Source organism: Streptomyces sp. G45, from assembly GCF_049542095.1.
GTDB lineage: Bacteria > Actinomycetota > Actinomycetes > Streptomycetales > Streptomycetaceae > Streptomyces.
Map to the genome: position 1 here is coordinate 671,143 of NZ_JBMUZU010000001.1, position 18,628 is coordinate 689,770.

At 73.5% G+C, this 18,628-nt stretch carries 17 protein-coding genes; 6 read left to right on the top strand and 11 right to left on the bottom strand.

The features are described from left to right. Nucleotides 1–50 precede the first annotated feature (50 nt). Both ACOBQU_RS02720 and ACOBQU_RS02725 read left to right on the top strand, forming a co-directional pair. Nucleotides 51–1,763: a GTPase gene (locus ACOBQU_RS02720; RefSeq protein ID WP_423624252.1), complete on the top strand. Its 1,713-nt coding sequence runs from the start codon at nt 51–53 to the stop codon at nt 1,761–1,763. Then, complete coding sequence (locus tag ACOBQU_RS02725; RefSeq protein WP_423624254.1) at nt 1,763–3,823, top strand: dynamin family protein; 2,061 nt, start codon at nt 1,763–1,765, stop codon at nt 3,821–3,823. Before ACOBQU_RS02720 ends, ACOBQU_RS02725 begins: the two co-directional genes overlap by 1 nt. A 107-nt stretch (nt 3,824–3,930) precedes the next feature. On the opposite strand, the gene ACOBQU_RS02730 is transcribed toward ACOBQU_RS02725, so the two are convergent. The 5 genes from ACOBQU_RS02730 to ACOBQU_RS02750 form a co-directional block, all read right to left on the bottom strand. Next, nucleotides 3,931–5,268, bottom strand: a complete 1,338-nt coding sequence (locus tag ACOBQU_RS02730; RefSeq protein ID WP_423624256.1) for a HAMP domain-containing sensor histidine kinase — start codon at nt 5,266–5,268, stop codon at nt 3,931–3,933. Beyond that, nucleotides 5,268–5,978: a response regulator transcription factor gene (locus tag ACOBQU_RS02735; protein WP_423624258.1), complete on the bottom strand. Its 711-nt coding sequence runs from the start codon at nt 5,976–5,978 to the stop codon at nt 5,268–5,270. Before ACOBQU_RS02735 ends, ACOBQU_RS02730 begins: the two co-directional genes overlap by 1 nt. A gap of 49 nt (nt 5,979–6,027) precedes the next feature. Beyond that, nucleotides 6,028–6,708, bottom strand: a complete 681-nt coding sequence (locus ACOBQU_RS02740) for an SDR family NAD(P)-dependent oxidoreductase (protein ID WP_423624260.1) — start codon at nt 6,706–6,708, stop codon at nt 6,028–6,030. Nucleotides 6,709–6,808: 100 nt separating this feature from the next. Then, a complete protein-coding gene (locus tag ACOBQU_RS02745) occupies nt 6,809–7,300 on the bottom strand; it encodes a beta-class carbonic anhydrase (protein ID WP_423624262.1) in 492 nt (163 codons plus the stop codon). Nucleotides 7,301–7,443: 143 nt separating this feature from the next. Then, nucleotides 7,444–7,977, bottom strand: a complete 534-nt coding sequence (locus tag ACOBQU_RS02750) for a hypothetical protein (RefSeq protein WP_423624264.1) — start codon at nt 7,975–7,977, stop codon at nt 7,444–7,446. Nucleotides 7,978–8,318: 341 nt separating this feature from the next. On the opposite strand from ACOBQU_RS02750, the gene ACOBQU_RS02755 reads away from it, so the two are divergent. Further along, the gene (locus tag ACOBQU_RS02755) at nt 8,319–9,233 is read left to right on the top strand and encodes an MBL fold metallo-hydrolase (RefSeq protein ID WP_423624266.1); all 915 of its coding nucleotides are present in this window, start codon (nt 8,319–8,321) and stop codon (nt 9,231–9,233) included. 50 nt (nt 9,234–9,283) lie between these two features. Beyond that, nucleotides 9,284–10,018 (top strand): antibiotic biosynthesis monooxygenase, encoded by a 735-nt coding sequence (locus tag ACOBQU_RS02760; protein WP_423624268.1) that lies wholly within the window; start codon nt 9,284–9,286, stop codon nt 10,016–10,018. Here ACOBQU_RS02760 and ACOBQU_RS02765 read toward each other — a convergent pair. The 4 genes from ACOBQU_RS02765 to ACOBQU_RS02780 are packed head-to-tail and all read right to left on the bottom strand — an operon-like array spanning nt 9,985 to nt 12,788. Continuing rightward, the gene (locus tag ACOBQU_RS02765; protein ID WP_423624270.1) at nt 9,985–10,686 is read right to left on the bottom strand and encodes a methyltransferase domain-containing protein; all 702 of its coding nucleotides are present in this window, start codon (nt 10,684–10,686) and stop codon (nt 9,985–9,987) included. The genes ACOBQU_RS02760 and ACOBQU_RS02765 overlap by 34 nt on opposite strands. Nucleotides 10,687–10,704: 18 nt before the next feature. Further along, nucleotides 10,705–11,520 carry an SAM-dependent methyltransferase gene (locus ACOBQU_RS02770; RefSeq protein WP_423624272.1) on the bottom strand — a complete coding sequence of 272 codons (816 nt, stop codon included), beginning with the start codon at nt 11,518–11,520 and terminating at the stop codon, nt 10,705–10,707. Nucleotides 11,521–11,558: 38 nt separating this feature from the next. After that, complete coding sequence (locus tag ACOBQU_RS02775; RefSeq protein ID WP_423634208.1) at nt 11,559–11,852, bottom strand: DUF397 domain-containing protein; 294 nt, start codon at nt 11,850–11,852, stop codon at nt 11,559–11,561. A gap of 60 nt (nt 11,853–11,912) precedes the next feature. Next, entirely contained in the window at nt 11,913–12,788 is an 876-nt protein-coding gene (locus tag ACOBQU_RS02780; protein ID WP_423624274.1) for a helix-turn-helix domain-containing protein, read from the bottom strand. A gap of 517 nt (nt 12,789–13,305) precedes the next feature. On the opposite strand from ACOBQU_RS02780, the gene ACOBQU_RS02785 reads away from it, so the two are divergent. Continuing rightward, nucleotides 13,306–13,710, top strand: a complete 405-nt coding sequence (locus ACOBQU_RS02785) for an ATP-binding protein (protein ID WP_423624276.1) — start codon at nt 13,306–13,308, stop codon at nt 13,708–13,710. 391 nt (nt 13,711–14,101) lie between these two features. Then, entirely contained in the window at nt 14,102–16,126 is a 2,025-nt protein-coding gene (locus ACOBQU_RS02790) for a M6 family metalloprotease domain-containing protein (protein ID WP_423624277.1), read from the top strand. 78 nt (nt 16,127–16,204) lie between these two features. On the opposite strand, the gene ACOBQU_RS02795 is transcribed toward ACOBQU_RS02790, so the two are convergent. Both ACOBQU_RS02795 and ACOBQU_RS02800 read right to left on the bottom strand, forming a co-directional pair. Further along, nucleotides 16,205–16,636, bottom strand: a complete 432-nt coding sequence (locus tag ACOBQU_RS02795) for a cupin domain-containing protein (protein ID WP_423624279.1) — start codon at nt 16,634–16,636, stop codon at nt 16,205–16,207. Between the two features lie 45 nt (nt 16,637–16,681). Continuing rightward, complete coding sequence (locus tag ACOBQU_RS02800; RefSeq protein WP_423624280.1) at nt 16,682–18,526, bottom strand: aminotransferase class I/II-fold pyridoxal phosphate-dependent enzyme; 1,845 nt, start codon at nt 18,524–18,526, stop codon at nt 16,682–16,684. Nucleotides 18,527–18,628 lie beyond the last annotated feature (102 nt).

Consider the following 18,628-nt stretch of genomic DNA (forward strand, 5'->3'; position numbering starts at 1 on the left):
GGATCAGCCCGGACCGACTTCGCATGCCGTCAGGGTGGGGTGGCCGCAGGGTGAGTTCGTCGTACGTCACGCACGCCGCGCAGCACGACCTGGCCGAGCAGGTCGCGCTGCTCGCCGACCGGGCCGGTGCCGACTCGGCGGCGGCCGCCGTCCGCCGCGCCTACCGGCGTGCCGGTGCGCCGCTGGCCCGGATCTGCGTGGTGGGCGGCGCCAACGTCGGCAAGTCACGCCTGGTCAACGCGCTGGTGGGCGTGGACTGCGTGCCGGTGTCGGTGCATCCGGTGCTGGCGCCGCCGGTCGCCGTCCGGGCGGCCGGTACCGGGCCCGTGCGTGCGGGCGCCGAGGACCCGCACACCGTCCTGGCCGACGTGCCCGCCGACTCCTGGCTGGCGCGCGCCGCCGTCGAGCTGGTGGACACCCCCGGCTGGGAGGACTGGCGGGCCGCCCAGGGCGCCGACGGGCAGGACCGGCATCCGCTGGCGCGGATCGTCACCGACTGCGACGCCGTGGTGGTGGTCACCGAGGCCCGCCGCGCCCTGCTCGCCACCGAGCGGGCCCGGGTGCGGGCCCTGGCCGCCGCCCCGCACAGCCCGCCGCTCGCCGTGGTCGTCGCCAAGCTCGACGAGGTCGGCGACGAGGCCGGTGACGTGCTGCGCCGGGTGCGCCACGCGGTGCGGGAGGCGGCCCCCGAGGCGCAGGTCCTGCCGGGCCCGCTGCCCACGCCGGAGCGCTCGGACCACGTCGAGCAGTGCCGCGCCGCGCTGACCCGGCTCACCGGCGCCCACCAGCGGGCCGTGCTGCGCGCCGGGCGCCGTCTGCGGTCCCTGGTGGCGACCTGCGACCTGGTCGCCGAGGCCAGCGAGCGCGCCCTCGCCGACGTGCGCTGGAGCGACCCGGTGCGGGACCGGGCGGCGCGGACCTGGCACGCGGCCCACGAGGGCGCCCGCTTCCACTGGGTCGTCATCGCCTCCGACCTGGACGACCGGCGGGCCGCGCTGACCGCCGCGATCGCCGCCGAGGCGGGCCGCCGCAGGGCCCGGCTCGGCGCCGAACTGGCCAAGGAGCTGGCCGAGTTGGCGGGGTCGCCGGAGGACCAGGGGTTCGTCCGGCTGCGGGTGGTCCCGCAGACCGAGCTGGCCCTGCACGACTTCGAGGCCTGGTGCGGCGAGGCGGTGGACCGGGCCCTGGCCGAGGACACCCGGTGGCTGCGCGCCGCCCTGCTGGACAACCGGCCCGGCGAGGACCTCTTCCGCGACCTGGTGGCTCCGCGCGCCGGCGAGGCGCTGCCGCCGGTGTCGCTGCCGGGTGCCGCCACGGCCGCGCGCGCCGCCGAGGCCGACGAGGCGGCGGGGTGGGACGCCTCCTGGCTGCCGGAGTTCGTGGCCACGGCCATCGAGGGCGTCCTGGCCCCGGTCGCCACCGGCACGGTCGCGCGGATCGCTGGGGCCGCCGGTTCCGCGCTGGTCACCGAGGCCCTCGAACACGGCCAGGCGCAGCGCCTGGAGCGCACCATCGCCGCCCTCGAACGGGTGGTGGCGGCCGCCTTCACCGAGCACACGGCCCGCACCGAGGAACGCGTCGGCCAGGTCTACGGGCGGCTGGCCGCGCAGGCCCGGGACCGCGACGAGCAGTGGTGGCGGCTGCACACCGCCGCCCTCACCGCGCGGCCCGGTTCCCTCGACCACTGGCGGACGCTGCGGGACGAGGCGCGGCATCTGCGCGGCCTTGCCCGCACCCATCTCTCAGGCCTCGAAGGGGCGTAATGAACACCAGCGAGGGCCGGACCCCCGGCCAGGAACCCGTCGCGCACTTCGACGGCTGGAGCGACAACATCGGCGAGCTGCGCGGGCTGTACCTGCGCATCCAGCAGGTGGCCCGGGAGGCGGCGGCCACCCTCAGCGGGCCCGGCGCGGACGGCGACGCGCTGCGCCTGGAGATCACCGGGGGCGTGTTCGAGCGCGAGACGTTCCGGATCATGGTGCTCGGCGAGTTCAGCAGCGGCAAGAGCACCCTGATCAACGCCATGCTGGGCAAGAAGCTGCTGCCCACCAAGGCCAATCCGGCGACGGCGTTCACCACGCTGCTGCGCTGGGGCGAGGACGAGCGCGCCGAGCTGTACCGCACGGTGGACCGCAAGGGCGGTCCCGTCGTGGTCACCACGGAGGAGTTCAAGAAGGAGGTCGCCCTCCAGATCGACGCGGACGGCGCGCCCCGCGAGCCGTCCTTCGCGCTCGCCGAGGTGGCCCAGCCCCTGGAACTGCTGCGCAAGTCCGTGGAGATCATCGACTCGGCGGGGGTGAACGAGAGCCCCGAGCGGGAGCTGGTCACCCTGAACTTCCTGGAGCAGGTGGACGCCGTCATCTTCGTCACGGACGCGGGCCGCCCCTTCACGCTCCACGAGACCCAGAACTACCTGGACCACGTCCAGCGCCTCGGCCACCGCGACGTCTTCTTCGTGGTCAACCAGTTCGACCGCATCGACGAGGACGAGCGGGCGGAGGTGATGAGCCGCTGCCGCAACGCCGTCTCCCAGCTCACCGGCCAGTCGGGGGCCGTCGCCGGTGAGCACCTGTTCTTCGTCAGCGCGCTCAACGCCCTGCGCGCCCGGATGGACGGCGACGAGGACGGCGTCCGCGCGGCCGGACTCGGCGACCTGGAGTCGGCGCTTGAGGTCTTCTGCATGCGGGACGCGGCCCGCGTCAAGTTCGTCCGGCTCGCGGAGTTCCTGCGCAGCAACGCCGTCAGCCTGCGCAGGCGGCTCCAGGACGAGGGCGGCATCCTCGTGAAGTCCACGGCCGAGCTGCGGGACCTGCTCGACCGCAGCCAGTCGACGCAGGTGCAGCTGCGGGACATCGTCAACCGCATCCGCGAGATCGTGGAGGACTGGCTCTCGGACGTGGAGCAGCGCGTCCAGGACCGCTTCGCCGCCTTCCTCAAGGACCTGAGCAAGTCGGTGCCGAGCTGGGAGGTCAAGCACGCCGGGCGCGTCCGCAGGGCCACCCAGGCCTTCACGCGCAGCGGCCGTGACGCCCTCCAGCAGGAGACCCTCGCGGCGTACACCAGCACCCTCCAGCGGGACATGCAGCTGTTCTGCGCCAACGAGCTGGAGACGGTCATCATGCACCGGCAGCGGGAACTCCTGGAGCGCATCGAGCCGTTGATCAAGGAGCACGAGGACTCCTTCGAGCAGCTGCGCACCGGCATCACCGGAGTGCACAGCGCCCGCGTCCAGGACCACCTCCTCTACACCCTCGCCCTGTCGGCGGGCCACGGCGGCCCCAGCGGCCGCACGCACCGCGAGGACGTGCCGCTGCGCTTCCGTCCCAACTCGCTGATGGTGCTCGGCTCCAGCACGGGCGCGGCGGCCTTCGGCGGCACGGCGCTCGCCGGGACCGCCGGGGTGATCAGCCTGGGCCTCGCCATGCCGCCGCTCGGTGTCGCGGTGGCCATCGGCGCGGCGGTCGGACCCGTGATGGCGGCGGGGGCCGTGCTGTTCGCGGACGACAAGCTGCGCAAGCGCGCCGCGCAGGAGTTCGCGGGGCATCTGCGCCAGACGGCCGACGCCTCGGCCCGGCAGTACGCCCGCAGCCGCGTCACGGACCTGCGCGCCGTCTGGGGCGGCATCGCCGACACGCTGTCCGCGCAGCTCCAGGAGCTGATCGGCAGCGTGCAGCGCAATTCCGAGGAGTCCCGGCTCGACGAGCAGTCCAAGCAGGCCCAGCGCGACGAGCTGTACGCGCTGGAGCTGCGGATCACGGAGGTGGAGCAGGAGATCGGCGAGTTCCTGCGGCCCTACGTCGGGGACGCCGAGCGCGATCACTGACGGCCGGGCGGCGCGCCACGGGCCACGGCGGCCGGGCGCGACGGCCCGGATCGAACGCGGGGGCGGGACTCAGACGCGGCGGCCCGGATCAGGTCCGGCGGCCCGGTTCAGCCGCGGTCGCGGGGCAGTTCGAAGCCGACCTCCGCGCCGCCGCCCGCCGCGTCCCGCGCGAACACGGTGCCGTCGTCGGCCGTGATCAGATCGTGCACGATGGCGAGCCCGAGGCCGGAGCCGGGGATGCCCTGGGTGCGCGGGCCACGGTAGAAGCGGTCGAAGACGGCCCGCTGGTCGTCCGGCGCGATGCCGGGGCCGTGGTCGCGTACGGTCAGCCGGTTGCCCTCGACGCGTACGGTGACGGGCGCCGGGGCGGGGCTGAACTTCACGGCGTTGCCGAGCACGTTGTCGACGCACCGCTGGAGCGCCCGGGGGCGGGCCCGCACGGGGACGGGCCGGGTGGCGGTGACCTCGATGGCACGGCCGCTGAGCCGGCGGTGGCGGCGCGCGCAGTCCTCGGCCACGGCGGTCAGGTCGACGCGCGCCGGGTCCTCCGCGGTGTACCGGTCGGTGGCGAGGTCGACGAGTTCGCGGACCAGGTCGTCGAGCGCCGCGGTCTCCCTGACGAGGGTGGCGAGGATCTGCTCCTCGTCCTTCGGGTCGAGCCTGCCGCGGGCGCGGTGCAGGAGTTCGGCGCTGCCGCGCACCGACGTCAGCGGGGTGCGCAGCTCGTGGCTGGCGTCCTGGACGAGTTGCTGCTGCTGGGCGCGGGAGCGGCGCAGGGCGGTGAGCATGGAGTCGAAGCTGCGGGTCAGCTGGCCGATCTCGTCGCCCCCGGCGGGCGGCAGCGGCGTGGACAGGTCCTGTGTGGTGGTGATGCGCCCGGTGGCGCGGGCCAGGCGGCGCACGGGCCGCAGGATCCGGCCGAGGACCAGCCAGCTCAGCAGCGCCGACAGGCCGGTGGCGGCCACGGTGGTCCAGGGCACGCGCCACAGGAAGGCCTCCTCGACGCGCAGCACGCCCTGGTAGTGCTGGCCGACCATGACCGCTCCCCCGCCGTCCAGCGGCTTGGTGAGCACGCCGTACTCACGGCCGGAGACGGTCACGTCACGGCGGCTGGAGCCGCTGCCGGTGCGGGCCACGCGCCGGTCCGCGGCGGACACGGGCAGCCGCTCGCGGCCGGGGCCCAGGGCGCGCACGGTGCCGTCGGGGCGCAGCAGCTGCTCGGTCATGTCGGACCGTCGCGGGGGCGTGCGGTCCACGGCGAGCAGGGCGGTCACCGTGGCGGCGCGGTCCTCGAGGCCCCGCTCCAGTTCGTCGCCGACCAGACCGCCCACGTGGCGGTACGAGGCGACGACGGTGCCGGTGATGGCGAGCGTGACCGCCGCGATGACGACGAGGGTGACCTTCGTGCGCAGGGACAGTGCCCTGGAACCCGTGGCGCGCGCCATCACGCGGTCCGGACGGTGAAGCCGACGTTGCGCACGGTGTGGATCAGGCGTGGCGCCCCGTCGCGTTCGGTCTTGCGCCGCAGATAGCCGATGTACACGTCGAGGGAGCGGGACGCGGTGTCGAAGTCGTAGCCCCAGATCCGCTCGTAGATCTGCGCGCGGGTCAGCACGACGCCCGGGTTGCGCAGCAGCAGTTCCAGCACGTCGAACTCGGTCTTGGTGAGGTCGAGGGGCAGGGCGCCGCGGTGGGCGGCGCGGGTGGCGGGGTTCAGGGTGAGGTCGCCGACGGTCAGCGTCCCGGGGGTGTCGTCGGCGGGGGCGGCGCGGCGGAGCAACGCGCGGATGCGGGCGAGGAGTTCCTCGGTGGCGAACGGCTTGGCGAGGTAGTCGTCGGCGCCCGCGTCGAGGCCCGCGACCCGGTCTCCGACCTGGTCGCGGGCGGTGAGGACGAGGACGGGCAGCGCCGCGCCGCGGCGGCGCAGCGTCCGGCACAGCGCCAGGCCGTCCAGGCCGGGCATGACCACGTCCACCACCGCGAGGTCCGGGTCCTCCTCCTCGATCAGGCTGAGCCCCCGCAGCCCGTCGGGCGCCGTCAGGACGCGGTAGCCCTCGAAGCGCAGCAGGTGCTCCAGGGTGCTGCGCACACCCGGGTCGTCCTCGACGACCAGGACCGTGCGGGGGTGACCCCATGCCTCAGTTGCCTCAGTCATGAGGTCATCTTCGCTGGTGGGGGCCGTGGTCGTGGGGGCGGGCCCCGGCTCAGCCGGTGGCGGTGGCCGCGGTGGTGGTGCGCTCGGTGTGCACGATCTCGGCCTGCCAGGCGTCGCGGGGCTGGGTGTGCAGCCGCCAGTAGTGCTCGGCGATGTCGTCCGGGTCGAAGGGGGTGCCGGGGGCGACCGGGCCCGCGACGGTCACGGTGGCGACGTGCACGCCGTCCGGGCCGTACCGCTGGTCGAGGAGCTCCGCGAGGGAGCGCAGTCCGGCCTTGCCGAGCGACAGGCTGACGTGGGACGCCTTGGCCTTGGGCATGCCGCCGGTGAGCAGCAGGGAGCCGCTGCCGCGGCGCGCCATGGCGGGCGCCAGGTGGGCCGCGGCGGTGAGCGCCCCGCCGACGTTGACCGCCCAGGCGTCCAGGTGCGCGGTCAGGGGCAGCTCGCCGATGGTGTCCGGGCGGATCAGCGCCGCGTTGTACACGGCGACGTCCGGTACGCCCAGTTCCGCGACGACGGTGTCCAGGGCGGCGCGCAGCGCGGGGGCGTCGCTGACGTCGGCGGTCGCGGTGACCACCGGCACGCCCAGGGGGCGGACGGCGTCGGCCAGGCCCTCCAGGTTCCGCTCGGACCGGGCCACGAGGGCCACGGGCAGGCCCTCGCGGGCGAAGCGGCGGGCCACGGACCGCCCGATCCCCGGCCCCGCTCCGATGATGACGGCTCCCGGCATGCTGAACTCCTTCGTCGTACGCGGATGTGGTGCCCGGCGCCCGGCGCGTCGAGGCGAGGGAACGCTAAGGCCTGACACCGGTGTCAAGGTCAAGCGCCGCCTACGGCTCGACCTCCCTCAGCCGCCCGGTGGCGACGTCGAAGACGAAGCCGCGCACGGAGCCGGTGTGCGGCACGAACGGGCTCGATGTGATGCGCCGCACGGACTGGCGCACGTCGTCGTCCAGGTCCGTGAAGGCTTCGGTGGCCCAGGGCGGGCGGATGCCGGTGTCCTGCTGCACGCTCCGCTTGAAGTCGTCGTCGGTGAAGGTGAGCATCCCGCAGTCCGTGTGGTGGATGAGGATGATCTCCCGGGTGCCGAGCAGGCGTTGGCTGATGGCGAGGGAACGGATCTCGTCGTCGGTGACCGCCCCGCCCGCGTTGCGGATCACATGGGCCTCGCCTTCCTTGAGCCCCAGCGCCCCGTACACGTTCAGCCGCGCGTCCATGCAGGCGACGACCGCCACCTGCCGGGACGGCGGAAGCGGCAGCGGTCCCTGGAACGACGCGGCGTACGCGGCGTTGTTGGCCAGATACTCGTCGGTCACGGACACGGGCCCATCGCCTCCTGGCTTCTGCGGCACTCCGGTCGCCCGCACCGTAGTGACAGCGAGGGACCCCCGGGAAGGTCCGGGCGGGTCCGGCCACGCGACCGCAATGTGCTGGCAACATCACCCCGCGCGCCGGGGCGGCGCCCCTACTCGTACGCGCTGGCCAGGGCCTGGGTGATCATGCGGGAGGCGAACTCGCGGTCGTCGGTGATGCGGTTGATGTGCTCCGCGAGCAGGAACGCGGTCGCTTCCAGGGGGTTCATCTCCTCCTTGGTCCAGTCCCCGTACTGCTTGCGCCAGAGGCTGGGGCTCAGTCCGGTGCCCGCCGCGACGACGAGCCCGGCCATGGTGGGGATGGTCTCCGGGCGGATGCTCCTCGGCATCATGCGCATCGTGGCGACGAGGTGGGGCACCACGCACTCGATGACGTCCTTGTCGTGGCGCTCGTACGCCGTCCGCAGCCACTTCATGTACATGAAGATGAGGGTGCAGGCCCCGTCGAGCACGGATTCCGCTCCGCGGGGTCCCATGGACGCCGTGATCTGGTCGATCAACTGCTCTTGTTCGCCGTCGGGTTGGGTCCGGCCGTCGTGAACGGCCCTGAGCCGGGAATCGATCAGCATGAGTGCTGCCCCCACGTCGCCAGCGGGGGCGTACTCGGGGTCGCAGGGCGATGACACAGGATTCCTCCTCATGTGACCGCAGCATGCAGCGCGGCATGCTGCGTACGGTAGCCCCCTTGAGGACAGGGGTCCGGCGCTTCGCCACGGAGCGCCCCGCCCCGTCGCCAAGCGACCGCAGGCGGCCGGGAGGCGCCCCGGAGGCGATCGGGACCGGTCAGGCTTCGACACCACGCGCTCACGGTGCGGTGCCCGCGGGACGGCGGCGACCGCCGCCGGGGAGCGGGGCGGTTGTCACAGATTCCAGGGCCGTCCGGTCAGAGCGGGTGACCGCACGGCGCGGCCCGTCGCGCCGCCCAGGTCACCGCTGTCTTCGCTCGACGCCTCACGAGGAGAACACCATGAGCCGGATCACCTTCGCCCGCCCCGACGCTCAGGGGTACGACGAACTGGTTCCGTCGCGCTACGCGCTGAAGGTAGGCGCCATCGATGTCATGCTGATCAGCGACGGCGTGCTGCCGATCGCTCCGGCGACGCTGGCCACCAACGCCGCCACGGCCGAGCTCTCGGCCTGGCTCAAGGACATGTTCCTGCCGCCGGAGGTGATCGACTGGCCGCTGAACGTGGCCGTGGTGCGCAGCGGCGAGCGGACCGTCCTGGTCGATTCCGGCCTGGGGACGGAGTTCCCCGACTTCCCGCGGGCCGGGCAGCTGGCGCTGCGCCTCGACGCCGCGGGCATCGATCCCTCGTCGGTGACCGACGTGGTGCTCACGCACTTGCACATGGACCACATCGGCGGGCTGCTCGTCGAGGGCCTGCGGGGGCGGTTGCGCGCGGACCTGCGGGTCCATCTGGCCTCCGCCGAGGCCGAGTTCTGGGCGGCGCCCGACTTCTCCCGCACGGCCATGCCCGGCCCGGTGCCGGATGTGCTGCGCACGACCGCCGCGCGGTTCCTGGACGTGTACCGCGACCGGCTGCGGCCGTTCGAGAAGGAGTACGAGGTGGCGCCGGGCGTGATCATCCGGCGTACCGGCGGGCACACTCCGGGGCACAGCGTCGTCCGCCTGGAGTCCGGCGGCGAGGCGCTGACGTTCGCTGGCGACGCCGTGTTCCAGTGCGGCTTCGACTTCCCCCAGTGGCACAACGGATTCGACCACGACCCCGAGGAATCAGCCCGCGTCCGGGTCCGCCTGCTGACGGACCTGGCGGCGAGCGGCGAGCGACTGGTCGCCACCCACCTGCCGTTCCCGTCCGTCTGCCATGTGGCGTCCGCCGGGAACTCCTTCCGCTTCGTACCGGCTGTCTGGGACTACTGACCGCGCGACTCCTGTTGACCTCAATCAAGGTTGATCTTCCAGGATGCGGGGTGCCGCCGCCCGGCGGCACCCCGCACTCGTCGACAAGGAGTCCGCACCATGGCCACCTCCCTCTCGTCCGCACCGACGCGGGCGTCACCCTGTTCAGCACCTGGCGCGTGGGCACCCCCGAGCGGCAGCGGGCCACGGTCGACGCCATCGCCCGGGTGTGGGAGCGCGAGCCCTGGCCGACCCCTGACCTGCTCGCGTACCGCACGTTCGCCGGTGAGGACGGCGAGACGATCATGCACGGCTCGTACTGGACCGACGAGGCCGCGTACGAGGCGTTCGCCGCCGCCGGGCGGCGGGAGCGGGTGGACGAGGTCGACGCGGCGGTGCCCGGCATCGAGCGCGTCGGCCCGACCCGGTACGCGCACTACCGCAGCACCGGGCGCAACGCCTCCGCCGAGCCGGTCGGCGCCGTCGTCGCCGTACGCATCCCGTTCGACGGGCCGGACGTGGCGCGGCTTCGGGCCTGGGTCGACGGGATGGTGGCGGTCGACGAGGACGCCGACGCGCCCCTGCCGGGCCTGGTGCAGGCGCACTTCCACACCAGCCACGACGGCACCCACGCCCTGAACGTCGCGGAGTGGACCAGCGTCCGGGCCCATGTCGACGCCCTGGGGTCGGCGCGGCAGGGGAGCCGCCCGATCCACGACCGGTGGCGCGAGGCCCTCGACTTCCCCGGCATCGGGCGGACCAGCTTCGTGCGCTACCGCCCGGCGTGGGGCGCCGAGGCCCGCTGACCGGCGCCCGGGGGCGCCTCGGGCCTGCGGGCCAGGAACGTGGCGGTCCAGCGGCGCGCCCCCGGCTCCGCCCCTTCCTCCAGGCGGGCCGTGACGGTGAGCCCGGCGTCGCCGATGAGGTCGGCGACGCGGCTCGGCGGATGGCGGAACGACACGTACGACACCTCATGCCCGCCGTACGCGCGCGTCGGCCGCCGCTGCCCGCCGTCGCCGACGTATCCGGCCACCATCAGCCAGCCGCCCGGCGCGAGCACCCGGTGGAACTCCCGGAAGACGGCGGGCAGGTGGTCGGGCGGCGTGTGGTGCGTGGAGTAGTACGCGAGGACGCCGCCGAGGGTGGCGTCGGCGGCGTCCAGCGCGGTGTTGGTGCCCACGGCGAAGTCCAGGTGCGGGTAGGCCCGGCGGGCCTGTTCGACCATCTTCGGGGACAGGTCCACGCCGGACACGGGGACCCCGAGCGCGGCCAGATGGGCCGTCACATGACCGGGGCCGCAGCCCACGTCCACGACGGGACCGCGTCCCGCCTCGGCCACGACCTCCGCGAACGCCGCGAGCAGCGCGCGGGACACGGGGTCCAACTCCGCTGGTTTCGTTACCTGTTGGGCGTAGTCGACGGCGATGGTGTCGTACGACTCGCGGATCGCGGCGAGGTAGGCGTGCTCGGTCATGGGGCGACCCTAGGGTTCCTAGGGCTTGCGGGCCACCGCCCCGTACATGGCGATGTCCTCGTCCCGGATGCCCTGCTCCCCCTTGCCGTCCGGGCGCCACTTGTGGACCTGGGTGACGCCGGGCTCCACCAGGTCGAGGCCGTCGAAGAAGCGCTCGGCCTCGGCGCGAGTGCGCAGCCGCATGGGCATGTTGCGGGCCGCGTACTCGCGGGCCACCCGGCCCACGTCGTCCGGCGCGAAGTCGGCGGTGCCGATCGACATCGCGAGGTAGCTGCCCGACGGCAGCGGCTCCAGGAGGCGGCGGACGATCCCGGGCGCGTCGTCCTCGTCCAGGACGAAGTGGACGATCGCGATGACGGTGAGGGCGACGGGCTGCCCGAGGTCGAGGGTCTCGCGCAGCTCCGGGGCGCCGAGGATGGTCGCGGGGTCGAGCATGTCGGCCTCGATGTACGAGGTCATGCCCTGCGGGGTGCTGGCGAGCAGGCCCTGGGAGAGGGTGAGCACGATGGGGTCGTTGTCCACGTACACCACGCGTGACTCGGGGGCGACCTCCTGGGCGATCTCGTGGAGGTTCGGCGAGGTGGGGATGCCGGTTCCGATGTCGAGGAACTGGCGTATCCCCGCCTCCTCGGCGAGGTAGCGCACGGCCCGGTTCATGAAGTCGCGGTTGGCCCGCATATGGATCGGCAGCGCGGGCCACTCGCGGCTCATGGCGTCGCCCGCGGCCTGGTCCGCGGGGTAGTAGTCCTTGCCGCCGAGGATGTAGTCGTAGATGCGCGCGGAGTGCGCGTTCTCGGTGTCGATCCGGTCGGCAGGCCATCCGTTGTCGCGCAACGCGGCCCCTCCTGTCAGGTCGTCGAGTCGGGTCGCGATCAGCTCGCGACAGGGCGTCGGTTCCGGTCGCCGCCGGGCCGCTGGCGGGCCCCACGCGGCGGCCCGCTAGCAGAGGAAGTCGGCTTCCCCGCCTTCACTCCCGCCAGGAAGCGGGCGATCTCTCCGTGCGGGAAGACCAGGGCGGGGCCGTGGGGGTCGGTGGACTGGCGCAGCGCGACGCTGCCGTCGGGCAGCCGCTTCGCCTCGACGCAGGCGCCGCCCACGTCGTCGCTCCAGGGCTTGCGCCAGCCCTCGGCGCCCAGCTCGCGGGCGGAGGGCAGGGCGGTGGCCAGGGGGTCCGTGGCCTGGGGGTCCGTGGCCAGGGAGGCACTGGCGTCCTCGGGGTGGTGCACTCACAGCTCCTTGCGGATCTCGCCGAGCAGGTCCTCGGTCTTTTTCGCTGGTGTCGCCTGGGCGCCGAGCCGGTCGAGCGCCTCGCGGTACACCACGACGTCGCCGGGCTTGTCGAGGTAGACGGCCCCGACCAGGCCGTTCACATAGACGATGTCCGGCAGCTCGGGGGCCCGGAAGCGGAAGACATGGAAGGCTCCGGCGCGCATCGCCGGGTGGGGCCCATTGCCGAACGGCATGATCTGCAGGGTCACATGGGGCAGCGCGGTGACCTCGATCAGATGGTCGATCTGGCCGCGCATCACCGCCCGGCCGCCGACCGGCCACCGCAGAACCGTTTCGTCCATGATGACCCACAGATGCGGTGGCGAGGGCCGCGACAGCAGCTCCTGGCGCCGCATGCGCAGCGCGACCCGGCGTTCGGTGGCGTCGGCCGGAGCGTGCGGATTGCCCGCACCGAGCAGGGCGCGGGCGTAGTCCTCGGTCTGGAGCAGGCCGTGCACGAACTGCGCCTCGTACGCCCGGATGTGGAGCGCCGCCTGCTCCAGGCTCAGATACGCGGCGAACCAGTCCGGCATCACGTCGCGGTAGGTGTGCCACCAGCCGCGCTTGTTGGCCTCGCGGACCGACTGCAGGAACGTGTCGATCTCGTGCTGATCCCCGACGCCGTACGTCCGCAGCAGCTTCTCCACGTCGGCGAGGCGCAGCCGGGCCACCTTGGCGGACTCCAGGCGCCTGATGGTGGAGTGGCTGACGCCGATCGCCTGGCCCGCCTGCTCGAAGGTCAGGCCCGCGCGGGTGCGCAGCTCCTCCAACTGCTTGCCGAGGATCATGCGCAGCACCGAGGGGGCACCGCCCCACGCCGTCTCCGCCGTCACGCCCGCCTCCTCCCACACCTGTCCCGGGCCGTCGGACCACTGGCCCAACACCCCTGCGTACGAAGCGCCGTTGGGCACCCCGCGCAGGGGGGCCGCCGCGCTCCAGGGTCGCAGTCTGTCACGATCTTCGGCCGATCAGGACAGATTGCGTCGCACATTTTGCAATTTTCATCTCGGCAGTTGCACAGAGGTTGTCACGGGTGCCACAGTGGCTCTACCTCCACTTCGCACGTCAAGTGGCCTCTGACGGCGGGAAGTTGAGGTTCCTTCATGACCATCCCGCCGATCGCGCGCAGCCGTCGCCTGGTGACCGCCTGGTGACGCTCCGTCGCTTTCCGGCGGACCTCGTGCCCCCCGACGGCGGGGCGCGCGCCATCGTCACTCCCGCGCGGTGCGAGACCGGCACCGCGCGGCGAAGCGACGGCAGACGAAAGGCGACCGACGTGGCTTCCCCGCCCCCTCCACGCCCTCCGCTCCCCCACCCGGGTGTGCCCACGCACGGCAGGCGGTCTTCCGCTTGACCGCGACCGCGTCCTGCGTCAGCGCCGCCCGCGCCCGGGCGCGCTCGGTGCTCGACACCTGGGGGATATCCGCCGAGGTCGGCGATGACGTGCTGCTCATCGTCTCCGAGCTGGTTACCAACGCGATCACCCACACGGCGAGCCAGGACGTGCTCTGCCGACTGCGGGCCGACACACGCGGATTCCGCATCGAGGTCGAGGACCAGTCGCAGGCGGGGAGAGTCCCCGAGCAGCGGGCGGCGGACCCGCACAGCCAGTGCGGGCGCGGGCTGATCCTGGTGGACGCGCTCGCCCGCACCTGGGGCGTCACGACCGCCGCGCGCGGCCCCGGGCACCTGGTCTGGGCCGAACTGCCGCTCAGCGCCCCGCAGGAGAGGCCACGCCCCGCACACCATCCGTGAGCCGGGCACGCCCCTCGCACCCCTCGCCCCTCGTCACCGCTCCACACCGGCAGCGTGCGCCCCACCCCAGGGTGCGGGCGCGCACCGCGCGACGGCACGGACCCGCTCCGCCCCACGCGTCGAACCCGCCGACGCTTCCTGCGCATCCGCCGCCACCTACGACGAACTCACCGCCACAAGCGGCCAATCCGCCGTCACGTGCGGCCAATCCACCGTCACTCCCGGCAAACCCGCCCCAAAAGCATATTGACTCCCCATCGGCTCCGGCGGACAGTTACCAGTGAACGGCTTGTCATGCCCTTGTCCATACTCGTCAGACAAGAGGTGAGCCTTGTTCCATCGCCGCACCCACCCCCGCCGTCCGCACCCCCACCCCACCAGACCCGTACGCGTGCACGCCCGGCGCCTCGGCATCGCCGCCGCGCTGGTCGGCCTGGTCGCGTCCGCCTTCGCCGCCGGGCCCGCCGGGGCTGCCCCCGAGCCCACCCGTCGGCCGCCCCTCGTCCAGCCCATCGACCCGCAGCGCTGGCAGAACCCCGACGACATGACCTGGGCCGACCACCGCCAGGTGCCCGGCACCAACTGGGCCGACCCCGACCTCAAGCCCACCCAGCGCACCTTCAAGGGCGCCCTGGTCCTGCTCGACTACCCCGACGAGGAGTTCACGGTCAGCAAACCGGCCGGATCCAGCCTCTTCGGCAACCCCCAGGTCGGCGCGTCCGACATACCCCGCAGCCAACTGCCCGCCTTCTACCGGGACTTCCTCAACAAGCCGGGCAAGCTGAACCGCGGTCACACCATCAACGAGTACTGGATGGAGGACTCCGGCGGCCGTATCGGTGTCGACCTGACCGCGTTCGGCGTCTATCGCATGCCGCACAAGTCCTTCCAGTACGGCATCGAGCCGGGGATGAACCCCGGCGCGTGTCCGCGCGGCAGCACCTGCGGCAAGGACATCCGCGCCGACGGCAAGGCCGCCTGGGTCGCCGACGTGGGCAGCGGCGAGACCGGCAAGTACGACTTCGTCTTCTTCCTCACCGCGGGCCAGGACGAGTCCGGGGTCTGGCAGGAGTTCGGCTCCATGAAGTTCGCCTCGCCCCAGGACGTGCCCGCCGCCTGGGGGCCGCCCGCGCCGACCGCGAACGGCGGCAACGCCGCGAACACCCGCTATGTGCCGTGGACGTCCTGGGCGGCCGCGGCCCGCATCTGGCCCAACGCCACATCCGGCTCCTCCACCCAGGCCGAGAGCTCGGGGATGGGGGTGTACGCCCATGAGCTGAGCCACATCCTGGGCATAGCCGACAACTACAACAACCCCTACGGCACCCCGCTGCGCCGCGCCTACACCGGCATCTGGAGCATGCTCTCGCGCGGCTCCTTCAACGGCCCCGGCGGACCCCACACCCGCTGGCAGATACCGTCCACCGGCGGCGGCTCGATGGGCTCCCAGCACATCCTGCGCGACAAGCTGAAGCTCGGCATCGTCGACGAGAAGAACGTGCTGCGCCTGGACCGCGACGCGCTCAAGGACTCCGGCACGGTCGTCGCCCGGGTCACCGCGCGCTCGGCGCCGCCCGGCGCCAAGGGGCTCAGCGGCGTCAACATCGCCATGGGCCGCGACCTGTCGCCGTCCTGCGACGTGCGCACCGACCCGCTGTGCGACGGCGGCGGCTACGACAACTACACCGTCGAGGTCGTCGACCGCATGGGCATGGACTCCTTCACGCCCGACAGCGGCGTGCTCCTGGCCAAGACCAAGAACAAGGACCAGGCCCCGTTCGCCTGGGTCATCGACTCCCACCCCGAAGACATCGGCATGGTCGACTTCAAGCGCCCCGACGGGAGCGTCCAGAAGATCACCATGGGTGACTACCGCCAGCTGAGCGACGCCCTGCTGCACGCGGGCGCCGACTCCGGCAGCGTCTACGAGTACACCGACCGCGCCAACCGGCTGCACTTCTACGTCCTCGACATCCAGCGCGGCCCGAGCGGCGTCCTGTCGTACACCGTCGCCGTGCGGTCCCTCGACGGCGCGGGCCCGCAGCGGCGCGGCGTGGACCTCGACCGCGGCCACGCCAAGGGCAGCCCACTGCGGCGGGCCGTGTGCAGCTTCGACCTGACCAACACCGGGCGCGGTACGGCGCCCAAGCCCGGCTACCCCGAGAACGTGGACCGCTATCTGGACTCCGACGTCTACCGCCTGTCCGCCAAGGCCTCCGGCCGCGGCTGGAGCGCCTGGCTGCCCAACCGGCTGGCCACGGCCAAGGCGGGCCGCACCACCGAGGTCGACGTCGCCGTCAGCGCCGCCCGCGGCGCGGACCGCCACGGCAAGGTCGTCCTGAAGGCCCGCTCGGAGAGTGACCCGCGCAAGACCGCCACGGCGAGCTGCGCGCTGCGCAAGCCGTACAAGTCCTAGCGCCACAGCGGGCGGGAGGCGGGCCGCGCCCTCGACGCGCGTCCCGCCTCCCGCCCGCCATCCCGGCCCCTGCTGAGATCAGGGCAAGTCAAGCGGCTTGTTCGCGCCCTCCTTCAGCTCCACCACCAGGAACGACAGCGGCTCGTCACCGATGTTCCGCAGGTCGTGGAGGTGGTGTTCGCCCGCGTCGAAGCGGAAGAACAGGGACTGCCCGCGCGCGTAGCTGATCTCCCGGGACGTGCCGTCGCCCGCGTGCTGGCGGGCCCGGCCGTCGGTGAGGGCCGTCCAGGAGTAGTCGAGGACGTGCCGGTGCATCGGGACGCGCTCCCCCGGCTGGAGCGTCGTCTCCCAGACGCGCACCGCGTCGGTCTCCGCGACCAGCGTCCGGCCGACGCGGCCGTTGTGGGCGTTGTCCTCGAAGTCCTTCAGCAGCGGCGGGCTCCAGCGGTCGTAGTTCTCGGCGACCACCGTGCTGCGCACCGGCGGGTTCGGGTGCGGGTCGTGCCCCACGGGGCGGCTCCTTCGAGCAGGGCGGGAGTAGGCGGGCGATGGGCGTCACAGCGCGGCGGACAGCGCCGCGAGCAGGGCGTCGTTGGCGCGCCGGTCGCCGATCGTGACGCGGCAGGTGGCGGGGATGACACGGCCGGTGTCGGCGACGACGATGCCCGCGTCGCGCAGCTCCTCCATGACGCGCTCGTGCTTGTGGAGCCGCACCAGCAGGAAGTTGGTCTGGGAGGGGAACACCCGGTCCACCGCCGGGTGTTCGCGCAACGTCGCGGCCATGCGGTCGCGTTCGGCGCGGACACGGTGGACGCTGTCGAGTGCCGCGTCCGCGTGGGTGAGCCGGTCGCGGGCGGCGCGCTGGGAGGCGTCGGTGAACCCGAAGGGCACCTGCACCCGCCGCAGCGCTTCGATCAGGCCCGGCTCGGCGAGGGCGATGCCGCAGCGCGCACCGGCGAGGCCCCAGCCCTTGGAGAGGGTCCTGAGCACGATCAGGTTGTCGTGCCGGGCCACGAGTCCGGCGTACGACGGTTCCTCGCTGAACTCGACGTAGGCCTCGTCGATCACCACGACGCCGCTGGTGCGGGCCAGCAGGTCGAGCACCCGCGCCCGGTCGAGCCGGGTTCCGACCGGGTTGTTCGGGTCGCAGAGGATCGTCACCCGGGGGTCGGCGGCGAGTACGCGTTCGGTGTCCAGCTGGTTCACGTCCTCGCCCCGCAGCGGCACTTCGGTGACGGGCAGCCGCAGCAGGTGGGCGAAGTGGGTGTAGAGCGGGAACGTGGGCGGTGTCACGCAGACGCCGTCGCCGGGCGAGGCGAGGGCGGCGAGCAGCAGCATGACGCCGTCGACCGCGCCGCTGGTGAACAGCGCGTGCTCGGGGCTGAGCGCGGCGACGCCGTCGTGCCCCGGGAGCCGTCCGATGGCGCGCAGATAGGTCTCGGCCAGCTCGGTCGTGTCGAGGTGCGGGTAGATGCTCTCCGGTTCCAGGAAGGGGTTGGTGTTGCTCGCCAGGTCGATGGTGTCGAACCGGGGCTGGCGGCGGAACCGCGCGGGCCCCGGCACCGGCACCCGCGTGACGGGCGGGGCGGCGAACCGGGACAGCTCCGGCTCCCCCGCCGGGGCCTGCGGCGGGGTGCGGTCGGGGGCGCTCAGCCAGTGGTCGACGGGCACGAACAGGTCGGCGCCCAGGCCGCGCGCGGCGTCGGCGTCGCCCCGGCCGAGGTGGACCCAGCCCAGGCCGGACTCCTGGGCGTCCAGGAGCAGGTGGTACACGGCCGCCTCGTGGAGGTGCCCGGGCGCGGCGGGGTCGTCCTCGGCGGTGGCGTGCGTCAGCAGATACAGCCCGCGGCCGTTGTGCGCGACCACCGTCAGACCGGCCTGGACGACGGTGTCCCCTCGGCGGCGTACGAACAGCGTGGCGCGGTCCGCGAGCGCGCCCCGGGCCAGGGCGTCGAGGGCCCGCGCGCCGTAGAAGTGCCCGTGGGTGCCGCCCCGGTGGAGCCGTGCGAAGGCGTCGCGCACCGCTGGCGTGCCGTCGAGCGCGGTCAGCGGGACGCGCTCCCAGGTGAGGTCACGGGCCGCCGCGCGGTGCCGCTCCTGGAGCGCGCGCAGGCGGTCCTCGCCGACGCGGTACCGCAGCACGTCGGCCACGTCGCCGGTGAGCCGCACGACGCGCTCGGGCGCGGCGGCGACCGGCGCCAGGCCCGCGTCCCGCAGCGCGCCGACGTCGTCGGTGCGGCGCACGGCGGGGACGAGGACCTGCCGCACGTCCAGCTCCGCCGCGCGGGCGAGCAGCGCGTCGAGGGCCTGGGCGGTGGGGGCGGGGGTGGTCGGTGCGTACGGGGCGCCGCCGCCCAGCAGGGTGGGGCGCTCGCCCGCGTCACCGCCCGGGGCCGCCAACGCCTCTGCTTCCAGGGCGAGGTGGGCTGGGGGCAGACGGGGTCGGCGGTGCCGAGGGCGGCGCACAGCGCCTGCTGGAGCGCGTGGATGTCGGTGGGCCTG

What these genes read in the sequence shown, in the direction of transcription:
- ACOBQU_RS02725 (WP_423624254.1), top strand. Translation starts at nt 1,763, where the DNA reads ATGAACACCAGCGAGGGCCGGACCCCCGGCCAGGAACCCGTCGCGCAC.
- ACOBQU_RS02730 (WP_423624256.1), bottom strand. Translation starts at nt 5,268, where the DNA reads ATGGCGCGCGCCACGGGTTCCAGGGCACTGTCCCTGCGCACGAAGGTC.
- ACOBQU_RS02735 (WP_423624258.1), bottom strand. Translation starts at nt 5,978, where the DNA reads ATGACTGAGGCAACTGAGGCATGGGGTCACCCCCGCACGGTCCTGGTC.
- ACOBQU_RS02740 (WP_423624260.1), bottom strand. Translation starts at nt 6,708, where the DNA reads ATGCCGGGAGCCGTCATCATCGGAGCGGGGCCGGGGATCGGGCGGTCC.
- ACOBQU_RS02755 (WP_423624266.1), top strand. Translation starts at nt 8,319, where the DNA reads ATGAGCCGGATCACCTTCGCCCGCCCCGACGCTCAGGGGTACGACGAA.
- ACOBQU_RS02765 (WP_423624270.1), bottom strand. Translation starts at nt 10,686, where the DNA reads ATGACCGAGCACGCCTACCTCGCCGCGATCCGCGAGTCGTACGACACC.